We start from the raw sequence: 17,779 nt of genomic DNA, 5'->3' as shown, positions 1-17,779 counted from the left end.
TTAGGAAATAATATTAAGATGCTTATCTCTCTTGCTTGAGTCTTTATGTACGACGATATTCCAGAGGCCCGTCGGCAGACCGTTCCACAAACGGCATCTTCACCTGCTCGAGGTAACCCTGCCCTTTTAATTGGCAGCTGCATCGGGCTGTTAGTGATTGCCGTAGGAGCCGCATTTGCAATCGGCTTTTTTAAGCCTGAGCCCTCCCAAAGCAAGGTAGAAAATGGACCCAATACATCTCCCACTGGAGGAACAGATACTCCCAGTACTCCAGATACGACCTTAGGGCATTTTTCCTACAAAGTCGCTCCGGAAAACGAATTGCAAGCCATTACAGCAGATAACCGGATTCGTCTACGGTCTGCTGCCGCTCAGGCCTACAAGCAAATGTCCTCAGCGGCAGCAGCAGATGGCGTAAAACTACAGGCATTATCTGGGTTTCGGACCGTAGACGATCAAGATTACCTGTTTTTTAAGGTGAAAGAAGAGCGGGCCCAAGGTGCACAGCAGCGAGCTAAAGTCAGTGCGCCCCCTGGACGCAGCGAACATCATACTGGGTATGCCATGGATATCGGCGATGCCACCCAGACAGATGCCCATGTGAATGTCGCTTTTGAGGAGACTCGGGCCTTCGACTGGCTGCAAAAAAATGCACCCCGATATAGCTTTGAGTTATCCTTCCCAAAAGGGAACTCCCAAGGGGTTAGTTATGAACCCTGGCACTGGCGCTATGTCGGTGACAAAGACAGCTTGGAGACCTTCTACAACGCCCGCAACTTAAAATCTTAACCCCCATGAATCAAACCCCTCTTAATGCGATCGCACTTTTCGTTGCCCTTCTCAGCGGTTCGATTCTGGTGGGCCCCATACTAAACATTGCCCCAGAAATTCCCTTCACCTTTGCCGCTATTGTTCTAGGATTAGCAGTTGCTGATACCTTTGGGTATCAGGGCAAAGGGATGACACTGTTTCTAGATGGGTTTGCCCGATTGTCTCCTCAATATCGCCAGCGGGTCATTCATCACGAAGCCGGACATTTTTTAACAGCTTATTTGCTGGACCTGCCGATTACGGGCTATACCTTAACGGCATGGGAGGCTCTGCAGCAGGGACAAGGCGGACAAGGGGGCGTTTGTATTGAAACGCCTGCCGATTTTTCTGAGACGAGTGCCGCAGAACAAGTCGAACGCTATTGTACGGTTTGGATGGCGGGTGGCGTAGCCGAAGACTTAGTCTACAAAGCCGTAGAAGGGGGCAAGAATGACCTGCAACAGCTCCGTCAAACTTTAAACCGACTGAAGATGAATGTGAAGGTTCATGAGCGCCAGGCGGGGAACCGAGCCCGACAAATGATCCGGGCTAATTGGGATGCTTACGAAGCCCTGGTCCAAGCCATGACTGATCGCAAGTCGGTGGCAGAATGCTGCCAAATTCTAGGGCAACTCTGTACGGCTGCTGTCTGATGACCTGGCCATCGGCTCGTGTTGAAGCGGTTCAGGCTCCCATTATCCCGATTATTGGCGATCTGATTCGCCAGCATCCTGGCACCTTGTCTCTAGGGCAGGGGGTTGCTTCCTATGGCCCGCCGCCAGAAGCCCTTGCCCAGGCAGCCACGTTTCACCAAAATCCTGGAGTGCATCTCTATCAATCGGTGCAGGGAATCCCGCTGCTGGTTGATGCGATCGCACAAAAGTTACAAGCCGAAAATCAGTTGAGCTTTAGCCGTGACCAAATTATGGTGACAGCGGGGGGCAATATGGCGTTTATGAATGCGGTCCTTGCCATCCTTGATCCAGGAGATGAGGTGATTCTGCAAACGCCGTATTACTTCAACCATGAGATGGCGATTCGCCTCGCTAATGGTCAGCCGGTTTGTATCCCCACGGATCAGCAGTATCAACTCCAGCTCGATCAGATTGAAGCCGCGATTACGGATCGGACTCGGGCGATTGTGACAGTTTCTCCGAATAATCCATCTGGGGCAGTGTATTCGGCGGCGGATTTGCAGGCGGTGAATACACTGTGTTTAGAGCGCAATCTCTATCACATTAGTGATGAGACCTATGAGTACTTTACCTACGACGGGGTTGAGCATATCTCGCCGGGTCGTTTTGACCCTGAGCAAACCCATACGATTTCCCTATTTACCCTCTCGAAGGCCTATGGCTTTGCCAGTTGGCGGATCGGCTATATGGTGATTCCTTGCCATCTGCAAGAGGCGCTGCAAAAAATTCAGGATACATTGCTGATTTGCCCGCCTGTGGTGTCTCAGTATGCGGCGGTGGGTGCGCTGCAAGTGGGCCGCAAGTATTGTCACGAGCATTTGGCGACTCTTACAGAGAAACGGAATCTGGTGCAGAAGGCACTTCAGCCTCTTGAGAGGGTGTTTGCACCTGCTAGCTCTGGTGCATTTTATGTGTTGATTAAGGTGGATACAGACTTGCCCGATCGGGTTTTAGTAGAGCAGTTGATTCGTGAATATGGGGTCGCAGTGATTCCCGGTAGTGCCTTTGGTATGGAGTCGGGCTGTTATCTGCGAATTGCCTATGGAGCCTTGGATAAAGCGACCCTAGCTGAAGGATTGAATCGATTGGTCAAGGGGTTAAGGGGAATCGGCCTGGATTAAAACCTAATGCTCTGAAACTCGGCAATAGCAACTTGCAAACGGATGGGTAAGAAACATTACTCGCTAAGATAGAGACCAGCAGCTTGCAGATCGTCCTATGAATGCCACTAACCTACTGACTCGCATTACCCAAGTACCGGGCCAGTGTGGGGGGCGTCCTTGTATCCGAGGAATGCGAATTAGAGTCTCCGACATATTGGAAATGTTGGCAGAAAATGTCACAACTGCTGAGATTTTAGAAGACTTTCCTGATTTGGAGTTGGCAGATATTCAAGCCTGCTTGCTGTTTGCGGCACGACGGACTGACGTTCCTCAACTGACCGCATGAAGATTTGGGTAGATGCTCAACTTCCACCCACTTTAGCTGAGTGGTTGTCAGCGACCTTTGATGATATCGAAGCTGCTGCCCTGCGAGATTTGTCCCTACGAGATGCTCAAGATATTGAAATTTTTGAAGCTGCACGGACTGAAAATGCTGTGATTATGACGAAGGATAGCGATTTCATTGATTTAGTAGATCGTTTAGGAACGCCTCCTCAGGTCATATGGCTAACCTGTGGGAATGTCACAAATCGCAGTTTACAGCAATTGCTGATGACTGCTTTACCTAATGCTTTAGAACAGCTAAGACAGGGAGATAGGATTGTGGAAGTCAGTAAAACTTTTGAAATTACTTAGGACGGCTAAATTTTAAGGTAATTCCGCCTGTATTCCCCAGCTTACCGCCATTGCCTACGAGACTAAGCTGACCTTCTGCATTAATTTCAACTTTCAGCTCTACTTCATCAAGCTGCATTTTGGTCTGAACTTCTGATTGGATGAATAGCTCATCGACCACCTGCATCATGCTATTCATCTGTTTTCTGAGCAGAGCCACATCCACGGGTACTCGTTTACGAGTCATGGAAATCAACTTTCTTGTTGTCCGATCCACCGTATCGCCAAAACTAGGTCCGGTATAGCCACCGTCACGACTTCCGGTTTCCGCTGGCACTTCATCCTCAGCTTCTGCTACTACCCAAAGTTCAATTGTGTCTGACATAATAGTCCCCGCTTACATTGTTTGGTTGGACTGAATAACTGTTCGGCAGCTCACCTACGAAGCTATCCAGCCCGGTTTGATTTTTGGATGCCGTTACCCGCATCTCTGGACTAGACCTGGACTCTTCTAGCACACGCCCCATTGATTCCCATCAATCGGTTCTGGTATGGAGAGTACTCGCCGAAACACACACGACACGAAAACCGACGTTGTTGTTCTGGTTGTCGGGTTCGTTCCTGTTGCGCGTGGCCGAGCGGCAGTTCCTCGGATTGTTGTTCCAGGAGCCGCCCCGCAGCACGGTTGTGTCTAGCCCATCTCTACTGCCTTGCAAATACAAGGTCAGTAAATATCCGTTTTCGCAATTGCCAAGTATCGGCATGGTCAAGGTGGGCAACCCAGCTTTGAATGGATTGATCGATTATCCTGGCACTAATTTCTCCTCGTGCATAGGCTTTTTGTAGTTTTCGTAATCTTTTGCGACCTCTGCGGATATTGGCATTTTGCACTCTAATATGGGTGGGAAAAATCCGAAATCCTAAAAAAGCAACGCCATGCTGGGTGGCAACAATTTGGCTTTTGATCGGATGAATTTTGAGCCTGAGCTGGGTCAAAAAGGCTTCTATGGCTTGGCGTGCCTGTTCTAAGTTTTCTCGGCTGTCATCAAATAGGGCAAAGTCATCCACATATCTGACATATTTTTGGGCTTTCAACTGCTCTTTGACAAAGTGATCGAACCCATTCAGGTAGACATTGGCAAAAAACTGGCTGGTTAAGTTGCCAATGGGTAGTCCTTGGCGATGGGACAGGGGCGTGAGTAAATCATCTCCTGGGAAATACTGGATGTCTGAATTTTGGGGATTGCTATGGTCAATAATCCGGTCTATCAGCCAGAGAGCTTTGGGACACTTGATTTTGCGACGCAGGCCAGTTTTAAGTAGACCATGATCAATGGAGGGAAAGTATTTGCGAATATCGCACTGCAACACATATCGACTGGAGCGGGCAAACTGCGTAAACCGTTGCACAGCCCGATGGGTACCATACCCCCACCGATTGGCATAAGAATCGCGAATAAACGTTGGTTCAAACACAGGGACAATAATGTTGCAAAGGGCATGGTGAACCACGCGGTCTCGATAGGGAGCAGCCGATATTAACCTCAGTTTTGGCTCAAATATTTCAAAAGTCCGATAGGGGCCTGGGGTATAGGTGTTTGTGGCTAGTTCGGACTGAATAGTGAATAGTTCTGTTTCGAGATGATGGTTGAATTGCAGAACATTAGCTTGATATCGTTTACCTTTTTGGGCCTGCCGTGCCGCATGAAGCAGATTCTGAAAGGCAATAATTTGGGACCACAAGTTGCCGACCCGTCGCATGGTGCTACCTCCGCTGTTGCTTAATCCATCCCCCCAGATCTAAGCCAATCTCATGCAGTAACAAACTTGCATTTTCGTACCGCTGGCCGGAGATCAGTTCAAAGTCTTGCATAAGCCGGGTTTGATATCGCAAAATATCCAGCTTGCTATTGAGGGTTTCTAGCAGGGGCAGCTTATTTCGGGAATATCGAGCTGTAATCAGTCCTTCGAGCAAGTCATATAAACTAGCAATCATTCGATCTCCCAAAGTATAGCGATGATGGCGAGGTAATTTACTCAGAATCGGCACATACCAGCGAATACAATCGTAAGTTTTCTGAATGACAGGTAGATTTTCCATAACTATTTTATTTTTTTGGTATGTTTTAAAAAAATAATTCGATCAGAGGGCAATAGGGAAAAAGGGTAAAGGGCTAGAAGGCCCTCGCCGAAACACACACGACACGAAAACCGACGTCGTTGCCCTGGCTGTCGGGCGCGCACCTGCCGCGCGTGGCCGAGCGGCAGAGCCTCGGATGGCCGTCCCAGGAGCCGCCCCGCAGCACGCGATAATGATTATCATTTTTGTCCAGCCAAGCAGTCCCATCAGTAGGAGCGTTCTTATAGTCATCATGCCAATGATCCAGACACCATTCCCAAACTTTGACATGCATGTCAAATAACCCAAACGCATTTGCCCCTCCAAACTGAATGACTGGAGTTGTTCGTTGACGGTATTCCCCATAGGGACCTTGACCATATTTACCGGGGTAGGTTGTTCCTTGATATTCCCAATCTTGCCCACGATAATTCGCTAAGTCGGTAGTTAGAGTAGCCCCAAAATGGAAAGGGGTTTCAGTGCCCGCACGACAGGCATATTCCCACTCGGCTTCAGTCGGCAACCGATAGTCTTGGCCAGAATGTCGAGACAGGCGTTCACAAAATTCAGCCGCCTGATACCAAGACACCTGCTCCACGGGTAAAGTCTTTCCTGTGAAATTGGAACAATCTGGGTCCAGATCCACCTTGACTTTGCTCAGTCCCGCAATAGCTTCCCACTGCCGTTGTGTTACCGGATATTGACCCATCCAAAAAGAGGGCACCGATACCTGATGCCTGGGGTGCTCTCTATCCATCGCATCTTCTTCACTCTTTTGGGCACCCATCCAAAACTGTCCCTGGGGAATATGAACCAAAGACAGGGGTACTTCTCCTGGCAACATCACCAAGTTTTGTTCCACCTGCCGCTCTTGCTGGTCAATTATCTCGCCTTGGGCATTCACCTTGACTACCGTAAACGTCACCCTTGAGGGTTGAGGATCAGACGGTTCGCTATCAGCCAGATTGTCTTTGGGGGCTGACGAGAGGTTAACCCCAGGTTCTCGGGAAGAGTCATCAGCCCGACGAGTTACTTTCTCTGGATTTAGAGTAGATATCGGCCTGGCAGACTGGCCCGTTGCCCGTTTGACCGCAATCCGCTGCAAGCCCTTAATCGCTTGAGTGTCTGCCTGGGAAGCTGCTAGCACACGAGTCCAGAGATGTTCAGCCCCATCCAAATCATTTTCCGCCTCAGCTTCCAGGGCATCATTTTTCATCGCCAGCGCATCCTGCAGCGTAGCTTGCCCAGGCAGCAGAATAAAATGCAGCTTCGACTCAGGTTCTATCCGTGTATAGGGAGTTTGAGAAGGTTTGTTATACCGACGGTTAACCTCGGGCACCTTTGCCCTCAGATATTGGCTCAAGCGTTCCACCGTCGCGCAATTCCCCGCTCCCTGGATCTGGAGTCCAGCGAGCAAAGTATGGGTAAACGCCCCTTGCTCTATCTCCTCAATTTCATAGGACAACTCATTGGGGCTACAGGCAAACAGGGTAATAATCCCTTTTTGCTGTTGACGACCCACCCCCTCACCGCCATCGCGATCATCCTCCCCGCGACAGGCATCAATCATCAAAATAACGTTATCCGCCCCACTGCGCCGCAACCGTTCAGCAACATAATCAATGGCAATGCCCATCTGTTCTACACGGCGGGGATTGCCATCAATCGGCATCAAATAATCTCGCCCCTTGTGGCGTTTGCCATGCCCGGCAAAGAAAAACCACAGATTATCTCCTGGCTCTAGAAATGGGCGTTCAAAGCGAATATCAAAAAACGTATCTAAATTGCCAACTGTTGGTATCGCTTCTAGGGGCGGGCCATCTGCATAGCGGACATGCTCTGCCCCCTTGGTAAATAGGTCCACTTTGTCAAAATGCAACGTCTCCTGAAAAAATTGACATACCACCTCTGCATCTTTGCGGGCATAGTCCAGCCGACGCATATTTTGATATTCGTTAATACCAATGGCAATTGCCCAGTTTTTACCCATTACCTAGCAGAACTTCCAACTGTTCTCTAATGTCGCATATATTTCTAACTGATTTCTTGCCCAAGCAACATCAAGCAGCTTGTCTGACAACATCTATAGAAGAATCATTCAAAATTATAGAAGGCCCCAAACCGGGCCTTTAACTAGCCAAACTCATCCAAACCCCATTTCTTGACTGTTTAACTTAAGGAGAAGACAAGTATTGATCTTTTGGTGAGGAAAACACCGTTAGGAATGAAAATTGATTAATACCGAGATTTCTGCCGTCTTTTTTGACAACATCAGCTTTTGCAATCGCCCCCTAAATCCCCCATCCTGGGGGACTTTGAGCCTAGCTATAGGCTAATGAATCTAGACAGTGAGATCTCTAGATTTGTTGAGGTTCAACTCTGTCACAGATCCTGTGTGGGTCGAGCAGACAAGTCCCCCACCAGTGGGGGATTTAGGGGGCATCAGTAGCGTTAAGGCTGTGGAGGATAGGAGGTAGAGCCGTATTCAACTATATTTTCCGGTGTGATTAAGTTCGTTATCCTTATCTGATTTCTGAGCATCGCCACATCCACCAGCACTCGCTTCGACCATCGTTTCTCAGCAACTCTCTCTTCCCCATCGCAAAAAGCAAGCCCAGTATAAAGAGTATCGCGACTTCCGGCATCAACCTTCAATTCAGACTCTTTTTCGGCTGCCACCTAATGTTCAATGATGCTAGGCATATTTTCCCTTGCCCATAGTATTTAGAGACAACATTCTTTGCATTCAGAATGGCTAATGAAGTAATTTTTTATTTCTCAGATTTTAATAGCATCAATGATTTTTAAAATGCTTTCGTCTTCCAAGGTAAAGCCTTTTCTTCTCCCGCAAACAGGGAAATAAAAGCAAAGATAATTTGGCTACAAAGCTTTCTCTGTGAGTGATTTAGCTCTCTACCTCTCTAAATATATTATTCCAAGGGAGAGAATTTTGAAGCTGGTTGTACTTCTCCCCCTATCTCCAAGTTCTTAAGAATGGGACAGGGATAAGATAAATGGCAATCGCTTATCAACTGAGGAATCAACAAAAAAACAGAGCGTTATTTTATTCCTATAAAGCTTCAATTGGCTGCCTCAGGCAAGTCTAGAAACAATAAAAAAATGATTAACATTTTCTAATATAAAAACAATCAATCAATACTTGAAGAATAAATTTTATTTGCATAAATGTATTCAATGCTACTACATTATTATCTTGATCAATTTTAGAGTTGGGCAGCCTAACCAGTGTGTTCAAGTATTATGTCTGATGAGAAGATTCCTTGCTGGGTAAGAGAATTTTCCTCTTTAACCTCTATATTCAATCCCATTATTCCTCACTTAAATAAGCTTAGAAATCAGAATTATTTAGAAGATATTTTTTCCAGAAAATCATTTTTCTCGCCTAAAAAAAAGGGAAAAAATGGATTTAAAAGCTGATTATTATCAATATTTCTATAAATTATTTAGCAATAAGCAGAATTGGTGGGATTTCCCTCTAGAACACCACCGAACACAACAGATTCTAAATCGTCTCCCCAAGGGCATTAAGCAAACGGCCACTCTGGTCAGCTTGTCATTGGTGTGTGGATTCGGAACGGGCTGCTCATCATTGGCATCTCGACCTGCTCCTGCCATCGGTGGTGCTTTTCCTGATCCTCCTGCCATGCCCAGATTTATTCCCAGGCGATTGGGGATAAAGCAGTGGTTTGATAATCGTCAAGGAACACATCCCCTAACTGATCTGCCCAGTACAGCCATGAAAGGGTATTGCCATCCTCTCCAGGGCAAAGGGTTTCTCAGCCAGGGGACCCGAGGCAGCACCCATCAAGGCCGGATGAAATATGCCTATGATTTTGGCGTTCCCATTGGTATGCCTGTTTATGCCATGCAGGGTGGGCGAGTGATTGGTGTGCGAGATAAATATCCCGACAAAGGGGGAAGACGCAGAAATGCGGAGAAGTTTAACTTTATCTGGCTAGAGCATAGTAATGGTGTCCGTTCTGCCTACATTCATTTACAGCAGAACTTTAAAAGAAAAATCCCAATCAAGTTGAATGATTGGGTTAGGACTGGAGACCTTATTGGCTTTAGCGGCAATTCTGGCTGGAGTTCGGCCCCTCACTTGCATGTCGAGGTGCATAGCATCAGCGATTCTGGCTTCGGCCAAACTTTGCCTTTTGAAATAGCCTCTAAATGCTACAACAGCCCTTTTGCCAGCGTTCGTCAGTCTTCATAATGCGGTGGTCTTAGAAGGGATTGGGGCTACAGCTTGAGGCTGCAGACTTCTGAGATACAGGGTTCCTACTGAGAATAGGAAGGTACCATAAGCAACGGCCTGCCCCAAGTAGATATGATCGCGGTAGCCCAATAGGGCCTTAAACAGCAATCCAGGAAATTGGTGATCGGATAGAACTTTGCTGGTATCCCACAGTTGGGGGCCAAGCAGACAAGAGTCTTGGGCAAAACAAAGGTTCGTGGGAGAGATGGCCATTTGCTCCCAAGCATAGGCGGCGGCGTCCAGGTTCTTGCAAACGGAGACGACCAATCCCGAGACAATCAGTAGCAAGAAGATACCCATGATCTGAAAAAAGCGGCGGATATTAATTCTGACCCCGAATTTGAATAGACCAAATCCGATGCCAGTGGCTCCGATCAAGCCTGCGATCGCACCCACGCTACCTGCTGTTCCTTGCTGCAAATTAGTAAAGATAAACAGGACCGTTTCAAATCCTTCTCGCAGAACAGCAATCAAAACCAACATAAATACGCCCCATCCTGCCGATTTGCCATTCTTTTGCAAAGCTGAAATCAACGACCCTTCTATTTCCGACTTAAGGGAGCGCGCTTGTTGAGTCATCCAGATCAACATCCAGCTCAACATCACAATGGCCGTTAGGCACAAGCCACTTTTCAGCAATGGCTCAATGATCGGTTCAAAAGTGGCGTTACTCACCGTCACCCAGGTCAGCGTCCAGTTTAAGAGAAAGCCTGTGAGTACACTCCCCACTAAACCCGCCAAAATTCCCAGGTAAACCCAGGTATTGAGATAGCTTTTTCCCGATTTTTGCAAGCAAGCCAGGACAATCCCCACCACGAGAGCTGCTTCGACGCCTTCTCGGAGGGTGATCACAAAGGTGGGTAATGCAGCAGAAATATCCATAAAGTTCAGTTTAAGAGTGAATATTTAGTTGAGAGTCATTCTTAATAAGTTCTAGTCTAGCAAGTCACTTGCTCTAGGGAGAACTAAATTTATTTAGAGAAAACGGTATAAAACCAGATGTTCTGTAGTTTGGAACACAGCAGTGGTTTAGATTACATGTCAGTAATGAAATCAATTCAGGTCTAGGCTTGGATTACTCCAACTTCAGTGGCGTTACTGAATTTACCAACTCAGCGTGTTGAGAACGATAGGTTAACTTTTATTAATGCTATTTTTCTATTGATACCAGGGTCTTTTTTTTTGATTTAAGTAGCGCCATTATTCCTTCTCCGAAGGAGTTCCAAAGGTTTTACCCACTGGTCTCATCTACCCTATAGGAGGTGAGAGAAAGAGTCGGTTGTCAATTTGGTATCGATTCTATCTATTTTGAGGAATAAATTTGCGTACCATCAGGAGGTTCGAGTCCTGAGGAATCACTATGAGTGGAAATGAAGCCCGAGTCCTAGCTGTTCACCAAATTACCAATCGGGAATTGATGCCACCCAAGCCTCCTGAATCCCTAGAGAAAATTTGGGCTGAGAACGTCTTCAATCTAAGTAAAATGCAGGCGAGCCTACCGAAAGCCGTCTTCAAATCGATTAAAAAGACCATTACCACGGGTGAAAAGCTTGACCCGTCTGTGGCAGATGCAGTGGCAACGGCCATGAGAGACTGGGCCCTCGCCAAAGGGGCTTTGTACTATGCCCACGTCTTCTATCCCATGACCAACCAGACAGCAGAAAAGCATGATGGCTTTATCTCCGTCCAAGGGGATGGCACCGTTATTACAGAATTCTCTGGCAAAGTGCTCGTCCAGGGAGAACCCGACGGGTCTTCTTTCCCTAATGGCGGCATTCGCGACACCTTTGAAGCTCGGGGCTATACGGGTTGGGATGTCACCAGTCCCGCCTACATTATGGAAACGGATTATGGCGCTACCCTTTGTATTCCCACCGTATTTGTCTCCTGGACTGGGGAAGCCTTAGACAAGAAAGTCCCCTTGTTGCGATCAATTGCTGCCATGGACAAAGCGGCCAACAAAGTACTGAAGCTTTTGGGCCATGCGGATGTGGCTCAGGTCAACTCTAGCTGTGGTGCCGAGCAAGAATATTTCCTGATCGATTCCAACTTTGCTAGCCAGAGACCTGATTTGATGCTAGCGGGACGCACCTTATTCGGCAAAGCTCCGGCTAAAGGCCAGGAATTTGATGATCATTATTTTGGTGCCATTCCAGAACGAGTGCAGGTTTATATGCAGGATGTGGAGGAAACCCTCTATAAACTCGGCATTCCCGCCAAAACCCGTCATAACGAAGTGGCTCCCGGACAATTTGAAATTGCTCCCTTCTTTGAAGCTGCTAATGTGGCCAGCGATCATCAGCAGTTGATTATGACGGTCCTCAAGCATACGGCTAAGAAGCATGGGTTTATTTGCTTGCTCCACGAAAAGCCCTTTGCAGGGATTAATGGGTCGGGCAAACATGTGAACTGGTCTGTGGGCAACGCCACCCAAGGCAACCTGCTAGATCCAGGCGACTCTCCCAAGGAGAATGCCCAATTCCTGATCTTCTGTGGCGCGGTGATTCGAGGCGTGCATAAATATGGTCCTTTGATGCGGGCTGCGATCGCAACTGCTAGCAACGACCACCGCCTGGGTGCAAATGAAGCTCCCCCAGCAATTATGTCTGTTTACCTAGGCACTCAGCTAGAAGAAGTCTTTGAGCAAATCAAAAATGGCTCAGGAACCGATTCTAAGCACAAAGGGGTAATGGATTTAGGCATCGATGTCCTGCCTCCTTTGACGAAAGATCCAGGTGATCGCAACCGGACCTCTCCTTTCGCCTTTACGGGAAATCGATTTGAATTTCGAGCCGTCGGATCTAGCCAATCCGTCTCCGGTCCCTTGATTGTCCTCAATACCATGTTGGCTGACTCCCTAGCATGGATCGGCAATCGCCTAGAAAGTGAGTTGTCGAAGGGACTCGAACTGAGTACAGCCATCTTGACGGTACTCAAAGAAGTCATGGAAGCCCATGGTGCAGTCGTATTTGGCGGCAATGGCTATTCCGACGAATGGCACAAAATGGCCGTCGAAGAACGGGGGTTAGCCAACTTACCCACCACTGCCGATGCATTACCCTATCTCAAAGCAGAATTCATCGAAGACCTCTTCCAGAAAACGGGTGTCTTAACCCCCGTTGAGTTGGAAAGTCGCTTTGAAGTCTATGCGGAGCAGTACATTCTCTCCATTGAGGTAGAGGCGAAGCTAGTCGCTAATATGGCCAAAACCATTATTTACCCAGCGGCAGTTGAGTACTTATCCAAGCTGTCCTCGACCATCTCTAGCTTGGCCACTCTAAACATCGATTGTAATAAGGACAGTGCTAAGACCATTGCTGAACTCACCAATTCGATGTCGGCTGTCACTAGCAAGTTGACTGCAGCAGCAGAAACCCATGACTTTAGTTCGACAGAAGAGCATATGATGTATTGCGCCAAAACAATTCGCCCCCTCATGGACGAGGTGCGCTCCTATGCAGATGCGTTAGAAGGTGAAATTGCAGATAGTTTCTGGCCCTTGCCCACCTATCAAGAAATGTTATTCATTAAGTAACGGCATTAGCGAATAGCCATCTGAAACTCACTTGAAGCACTTCAAGTGAGTTTCTTGATTTAAACCACTCTGCCCAAAAGCTAGGGCTAGTATAGATGTAGGGTGCTATCCAACCTAGAAGGATTTGAGTCATGACATCTAAAAAGAAGCAAGATACTTCCTCTGATACCCCACCCAAAAAGGCTGAGGCCAAACAGAATACCCCACCCAAATCCAAGAAGAAAAAGAAAGCCAGCAAACAGCCGAAAGCGAGCCTTAAATCCTCAGAACGCAGAGTGTTTCACCATATTTCAGAAGCAGAAGGCAGCTCCAAACTCTCCAAAAAGAAATACGAGAAAGAGCTAGCCCGGCTCCAACTCGAACTGGTCAAAATGCAGTACTGGGTCAAACATACAGGCACTCGAATCGTGATGTTGTTTGAAGGCCGAGATGCGGCAGGCAAAGGCGGCACCATTAAACGCATGACTGAACCCCTCAATCCTCGCGGCTGCCGAGTAGTAGCCTTGGGTACCCCCAGCGATCGCGAAAAGACAGAATGGTATTTTCAGCGCTATGTTGCCCACCTCCCTGCAGCCGGAGAGATTGTTTGTTTCGATCGCAGTTGGTATAACCGAGCTGGGGTCGAGCATGTGATGGGGTTTTGTACCAAAGAGCAGTATCAGGAATTCCTGCAAACCTGCCCTGAATTTGAGCAAATGTTGGTTCGCTCCGGCATTATCTTACTGAAATATTGGTTTTCCGTTAGCGATGAAGAGCAAGAGCGGCGCTTTCAGGCACGGACAACGGATCCAGCTCGCCGCTGGAAGCTGAGTCCCATGGATCTAGAGTCCCGCGATCGCTGGGCTGAATATTCTCAGGCCAAAGACAATATGTTCGCCTACACGAATATTCCTGAAGCGCCCTGGTTTACAGTGGAAGCGGACGACAAGAAACGAGCTCGTCTTAACTGCATTAGCCACTTTTTGAGTAAGATTCCCTATGAAGATATGACGCCCGATCCGATGGAACTACCACCCCGGAAAAAAGCACCTAGTGATTATGTACGCCCCCCGTTAAACGAACAGTTTTTTGTCCCCCAGCTCTACTGATGGCGTTATGGTGAGCATCGTCAAACTAAGGGCGTTGCTTAACTATGACAACCGCTGATATTCTATTTCCAAAAACCAGCCTATCTACCACCATTTTTCCTGGGATGGGGGAATTTAACGAGCCTCAAATCTGAGGCCTCAGCTTACAAGACACGCTGCATAATCAACTCTCCATCCTCGTCTTTTTTACCTGTGTGGGCAAAGCCCATCTTTTCATCGAAAGCTCCTGGCGACCTCTCTCCAAGAACACAGATGGACGTAAGCTAATCAGGAGTTAAATGTAGAAATCAGGTAACTACTCAGGCTGCCCCCTAAAATCTCCAGAACTACCTGTGAGAAAGATTTACACTCAATTTTTGTTTGAAATTCAATTCTCAATAAAATGGGCAATGTGGCTCCTTGTTGAGAATTGCTTATTATTTTGACGTTTGGAGATTAATGGCAAACACCATATGTAGTGTTTTAAGAAACCAAGAGTCTAAATCCTACATTCAGCAGGCTAGCTAGCAGAGCAGATAATATTTTTTACAGCCCTTCCCAAGGAACGGCAAGATAAGTTGCTGCCTGCTGTTGAGCTTGATGAGATGCTTGGCACCATCAAGCCAAACTAAATGGACGGCCTGAAAGCATTGGAGAATCCAACGTAACGTAGGTTTCGTAGTTTGTTTCCCCTTCTGATTAGGGAGAGTTGTTTGTACTTGTTCTAGTGCATTTCTTAACTGTCGTTGTCCTAAGCTGTAGACCATCAAACACAAGGCCATGATCATGGCTAAGGCAGCGATACGCCGAGGTGTCTTCAGGAAAACACTAGAGGCAAAGAAGAGTGGATCTTTGATAAAGCGAAAGCCTCCTTCACACGCCTGCTGGTTCTTATACTCGCGCAGAATATCATCATTGCTCCATTGCTCTTGTTCCAAGAGATTGGTGGCTAAGATGAAACGACCTGCTTGCCGCCGATAGCGTTCGATGACTGGCTCATTGAGGGTTAAGGTAGCCTCAATAGAATAGGTGTAGTGAGTCACAACCGTTGTTTTTGTCGGTCGTCCAGCCTTTGAATAATGAGGTTTTTTGTGGATTTTGAGATCGTCAAGGGTGTGATACCTGAGGATTTTGCCAAAATCTTGGGCTGCAGCTAAAGCATCTGCAGGGCACGAGAAGGTCTGTTTGCAGAGGGTTTTAAGTGCAGTAGTTTTTTGGCTAAACGCCTGATCAATCCGCTTTTGCACTTGTTTGAGTCCAGAGTCTCTGCGAGCTTTACTTTCAACCACCAGCCACCGTTGTTGAATCTCTCCATAGGTACTACATACTTCGACAAAGCTATAGCCGTTGAGAGCACTGGGGTGAAACTGTGAACCCGGCAGCCCTTGTAATAAGTCTTGGGCTGCCGTTGAACTTGCTGGAACTCGGCTAATCCAAGATGTACTTCCTAATGCTTGCAGATTGTCGGCACTGTAGAGGGCACTATCAGCAACAATCACCTCTGGCTGTTGCTGACTCCACTGTTGCTTAAATTCATGGATGATAAGCACAAACGTACTTTTGTCCGCATCATTACCGTTGCCCACTTGTAAAAATAAAGGAATACCTCCGTCCCCACTCACCAGTAGGTTCAATACAAACTGCTTGAGATCATGACGATTGTCCCGTGAGTAGCCGTAGGTGATTTTCACGGGTATCGGCTCCTCTGATTCAGCCAGTGCAGGGGAGGGGGACTCAGGTGCAGAGGGGGATTCGTCTGACGCCTCAACCTGTGGTTTATCTAAGTATTGCCCCTCAACACTAAGGCTTGTCGCATCTAGATGCGCACACCTTAGAGCTACATCGAATTTCTGAACGACTGCCATTGCCACACGGATAAATATCTGGGTCACACCATAGGCATAGAGCTTGTCGAGGACTCGACCGATACGGGTATCGTTGAGGTGCTCTGGCAGTACACCTTGACCGAGTAAGTGCTCGGTTGCTTTGCCTTCGAAAAACTCACTAAATAAGTACAATGGGGCACTCAAAAAGCCCATACCATTTAAAATCAGGGCTTTGACAACTTGACCACAACTAACATTCTCTTGCTCGTGAGTACCTAATAATCGATCCACTATTTCGACAATGCCGATCTCATCGACGATACCGGCGATAATACCGAGATGGTCAATATCCTGAACGTCTATCTCTTGAGGTGAATACATGGACTTGCGTTGAGGGACAACCTCAAAATTATCCCTTGATGGTTAGTACCTGCTGAATGTCGGCTAAATGTAGTGCCTGAGTAGTAACGAAATCAGCTTACAGAGAAAATCCAAAGCTTTGATAATCACATTGTTAGACAGTCCGTGGAGAACGGATAGTCACCTTGCAACCAACCCACAATTTCTTGAGAGAATTCAGTACCCATAGGTTGGTATTTGGCAATTAACTCTGCTTTTCGCATTGGCCCCATCTGCTCCAAACCCTGTTCTGTCAATAAGCTGAGATCATCGATCAGCATATTAGCCAAGTCTGGACGACATAGTGATTGAGCTGCTTCCTGCATCGCTTGCTGAGGACAATATTGCTCTTGTTGCAGATAACTCAGGTGCAGGGTCCGCAACGGAATTTGAGAAAGGTAAGCCTGATTCATGGGATTAACCGCATGTCCTGAGATCCACTCCGCCATTTGAAAGGGCCGATCTTCAAAAGCACTGAGATGCAGATAGTTACACATATTGGCACTATCATTGACCGGATAGTTATCCCAAATAAAGGGTTTTCTCCCTAGCTTCTGACTGACCTCCTGTAGGTGTTCGAGAGGATAGCTGTTCGAGCAAATCTCTGGCCCTGTCCAGAAAATATGCAATTGTGGATCGATTAATTTTCCCAGGGTCTCCAAATAGTCATCGGGGCGTTCTCCAAACAATTGATCCAGAATCCGACTGCTACTGTAGTAGGTCGGGCACATGATAAAAGTTTTTGCCGTACTCAGTTCAGTAATCCGATGGGTGATTTCGGCTTGGATATGGGCAATGCGATCGCAATCTCCTCGCATATCATCAAATAAAATTGCCAGAATATCCGGTTGAAGTTGATTGAGATACCGAATTTTGGCAGTTAACTGCTGAATCGTCTGTTGATCGTAATTGAAGAAGATTTCATATAGATTAATGCCGATTCCCCAAGCTATACCGGCTTGGCGATACCGTTCTCCTAGCCGTTTCAGTTCTACATAGGTAGTCTCCGGCCAACAGTCCTGCCACCGGATGCGCAAATAGGGATCTGCTTTGGGAGCATAGATATAAAACTGATACCCATTTTTCTTGAGGAAATTGGCGTAATCTAACCGAGCTTGCCAGGTCCAAGGCTTACCAAAAAAGCCTTCAATGACGCCATATCCCCACGATTGATGCATGGTCATATTTTTTGCCTAGCCAACCGTATCTTTACCCTTTACTCGATTCATGCAACAAAGCCGTTGTGTGGCACTAATTCTGGAAAACGGAAC

Annotated in this window: 17 protein-coding genes; 8 read left to right on the top strand and 9 right to left on the bottom strand. The window is 47.3% G+C overall.

What is annotated here, in order from left to right; translation table 11 throughout:
• The first annotated feature begins 45 nt into the window (after positions 1 to 45).
• The 5 genes from HRE53_RS00620 to HRE53_RS00600 all read left to right on the top strand — a co-directional run bounded on the left by HRE53_RS00620 (position 46) and on the right by HRE53_RS00600 (position 3,304).
• Complete coding sequence (locus HRE53_RS00620) at positions 46 to 789, top strand: D-alanyl-D-alanine carboxypeptidase family protein (RefSeq protein ID WP_235108699.1); 744 nt, start codon at positions 46 to 48, stop codon at positions 787 to 789.
• A gap of 5 nt (positions 790 to 794) precedes the next feature.
• Complete coding sequence (locus tag HRE53_RS00615) at positions 795 to 1,463, top strand: hypothetical protein (protein WP_212661754.1); 669 nt, start codon at positions 795 to 797, stop codon at positions 1,461 to 1,463.
• Positions 1,463 to 2,626: a pyridoxal phosphate-dependent aminotransferase gene (locus HRE53_RS00610; protein ID WP_235108698.1), complete on the top strand. Its 1,164-nt coding sequence runs from the start codon at positions 1,463 to 1,465 to the stop codon at positions 2,624 to 2,626. Before HRE53_RS00615 ends, HRE53_RS00610 begins: the two co-directional genes overlap by 1 nt.
• A gap of 97 nt (positions 2,627 to 2,723) precedes the next feature.
• The gene (locus HRE53_RS00605) at positions 2,724 to 2,954 is read left to right on the top strand and encodes a DUF433 domain-containing protein (RefSeq protein WP_235108697.1); all 231 of its coding nucleotides are present in this window, start codon (positions 2,724 to 2,726) and stop codon (positions 2,952 to 2,954) included.
• Positions 2,951 to 3,304 (top strand): DUF5615 family PIN-like protein, encoded by a 354-nt coding sequence (locus HRE53_RS00600; protein WP_235108696.1) that lies wholly within the window; start codon positions 2,951 to 2,953, stop codon positions 3,302 to 3,304. Before HRE53_RS00605 ends, HRE53_RS00600 begins: the two co-directional genes overlap by 4 nt.
• On the opposite strand, the gene HRE53_RS00595 is transcribed toward HRE53_RS00600, so the two are convergent.
• The 6 genes from HRE53_RS00595 to HRE53_RS00575 form a co-directional block, all read right to left on the bottom strand.
• A complete protein-coding gene (locus HRE53_RS00595; protein ID WP_212661750.1) occupies positions 3,297 to 3,668 on the bottom strand; it encodes a hypothetical protein in 372 nt (123 codons plus the stop codon). The two genes, HRE53_RS00600 and HRE53_RS00595, sit on opposite strands and share 8 nt — an antisense overlap.
• 151 nt (positions 3,669 to 3,819) lie before the next feature.
• On the bottom strand, positions 3,820 to 4,047 hold the full coding sequence (locus HRE53_RS34830) for an SUMF1/EgtB/PvdO family nonheme iron enzyme (RefSeq protein WP_315876076.1): 228 nt from the start codon (positions 4,045 to 4,047) through the stop codon (positions 3,820 to 3,822).
• Positions 3,986 to 5,044: an RNA-directed DNA polymerase gene (locus HRE53_RS00590; protein WP_235108695.1), complete on the bottom strand. Its 1,059-nt coding sequence runs from the start codon at positions 5,042 to 5,044 to the stop codon at positions 3,986 to 3,988. The genes HRE53_RS34830 and HRE53_RS00590 overlap by 62 nt, the downstream gene beginning before the upstream one ends.
• Before the next feature lie 4 nt (positions 5,045 to 5,048).
• Positions 5,049 to 5,384 carry a diversity-generating retroelement protein Avd gene (gene avd / locus HRE53_RS00585; RefSeq protein WP_235108694.1) on the bottom strand — a complete coding sequence of 112 codons (336 nt, stop codon included), beginning with the start codon at positions 5,382 to 5,384 and terminating at the stop codon, positions 5,049 to 5,051.
• A 73-nt stretch (positions 5,385 to 5,457) separates the two neighbouring features.
• Complete coding sequence (locus HRE53_RS00580; protein ID WP_235108693.1) at positions 5,458 to 7,392, bottom strand: SUMF1/EgtB/PvdO family nonheme iron enzyme; 1,935 nt, start codon at positions 7,390 to 7,392, stop codon at positions 5,458 to 5,460.
• 461 nt (positions 7,393 to 7,853) lie between these two features.
• The gene (locus HRE53_RS00575; RefSeq protein ID WP_235108692.1) at positions 7,854 to 8,081 is read right to left on the bottom strand and encodes a hypothetical protein; all 228 of its coding nucleotides are present in this window, start codon (positions 8,079 to 8,081) and stop codon (positions 7,854 to 7,856) included.
• Positions 8,082 to 8,823: 742 nt separating this feature from the next.
• Between HRE53_RS00575 and HRE53_RS00570 the strand changes: the two genes are divergently transcribed.
• Entirely contained in the window at positions 8,824 to 9,639 is an 816-nt protein-coding gene (locus HRE53_RS00570; protein ID WP_235108691.1) for a M23 family metallopeptidase, read from the top strand.
• Here the strand turns inward: HRE53_RS00570 and HRE53_RS00565 are convergent.
• Positions 9,634 to 10,563 (bottom strand): FTR1 family protein, encoded by a 930-nt coding sequence (locus HRE53_RS00565; RefSeq protein ID WP_235108690.1) that lies wholly within the window; start codon positions 10,561 to 10,563, stop codon positions 9,634 to 9,636. The genes HRE53_RS00570 and HRE53_RS00565 overlap by 6 nt on opposite strands.
• Positions 10,564 to 11,041: 478 nt before the next feature.
• Here HRE53_RS00565 and HRE53_RS00560 point away from each other — a divergent pair, with 478 nt between their 5' ends.
• Complete coding sequence (locus HRE53_RS00560; RefSeq protein ID WP_212661748.1) at positions 11,042 to 13,216, top strand: glutamine synthetase III; 2,175 nt, start codon at positions 11,042 to 11,044, stop codon at positions 13,214 to 13,216.
• 131 nt (positions 13,217 to 13,347) lie between these two features.
• Positions 13,348 to 14,304: a polyphosphate kinase 2 gene (gene ppk2 / locus HRE53_RS00555; RefSeq protein ID WP_235108689.1), complete on the top strand. Its 957-nt coding sequence runs from the start codon at positions 13,348 to 13,350 to the stop codon at positions 14,302 to 14,304.
• Positions 14,305 to 14,807: 503 nt separating this feature from the next.
• Here ppk2 and HRE53_RS00550 read toward each other — a convergent pair.
• Both HRE53_RS00550 and HRE53_RS00545 read right to left on the bottom strand, forming a co-directional pair.
• Positions 14,808 to 16,490 carry an IS1634 family transposase gene (locus tag HRE53_RS00550; RefSeq protein WP_235108688.1) on the bottom strand — a complete coding sequence of 561 codons (1,683 nt, stop codon included), beginning with the start codon at positions 16,488 to 16,490 and terminating at the stop codon, positions 14,808 to 14,810.
• Positions 16,491 to 16,615: 125 nt separating this feature from the next.
• Complete coding sequence (locus HRE53_RS00545) at positions 16,616 to 17,692, bottom strand: beta-N-acetylglucosaminidase domain-containing protein (protein WP_235108687.1); 1,077 nt, start codon at positions 17,690 to 17,692, stop codon at positions 16,616 to 16,618.
• Positions 17,693 to 17,779: the final 87 nt, after the last annotated feature.

The sequence above is a fragment of the Acaryochloris sp. 'Moss Beach' genome (assembly GCF_021497025.1).
Classification (GTDB): Bacteria; Cyanobacteriota; Cyanobacteriia; order Thermosynechococcales; family Thermosynechococcaceae; genus Acaryochloris; species Acaryochloris marina_A.
This window is presented reverse-complemented; position numbering and strand designations above follow the sequence as displayed.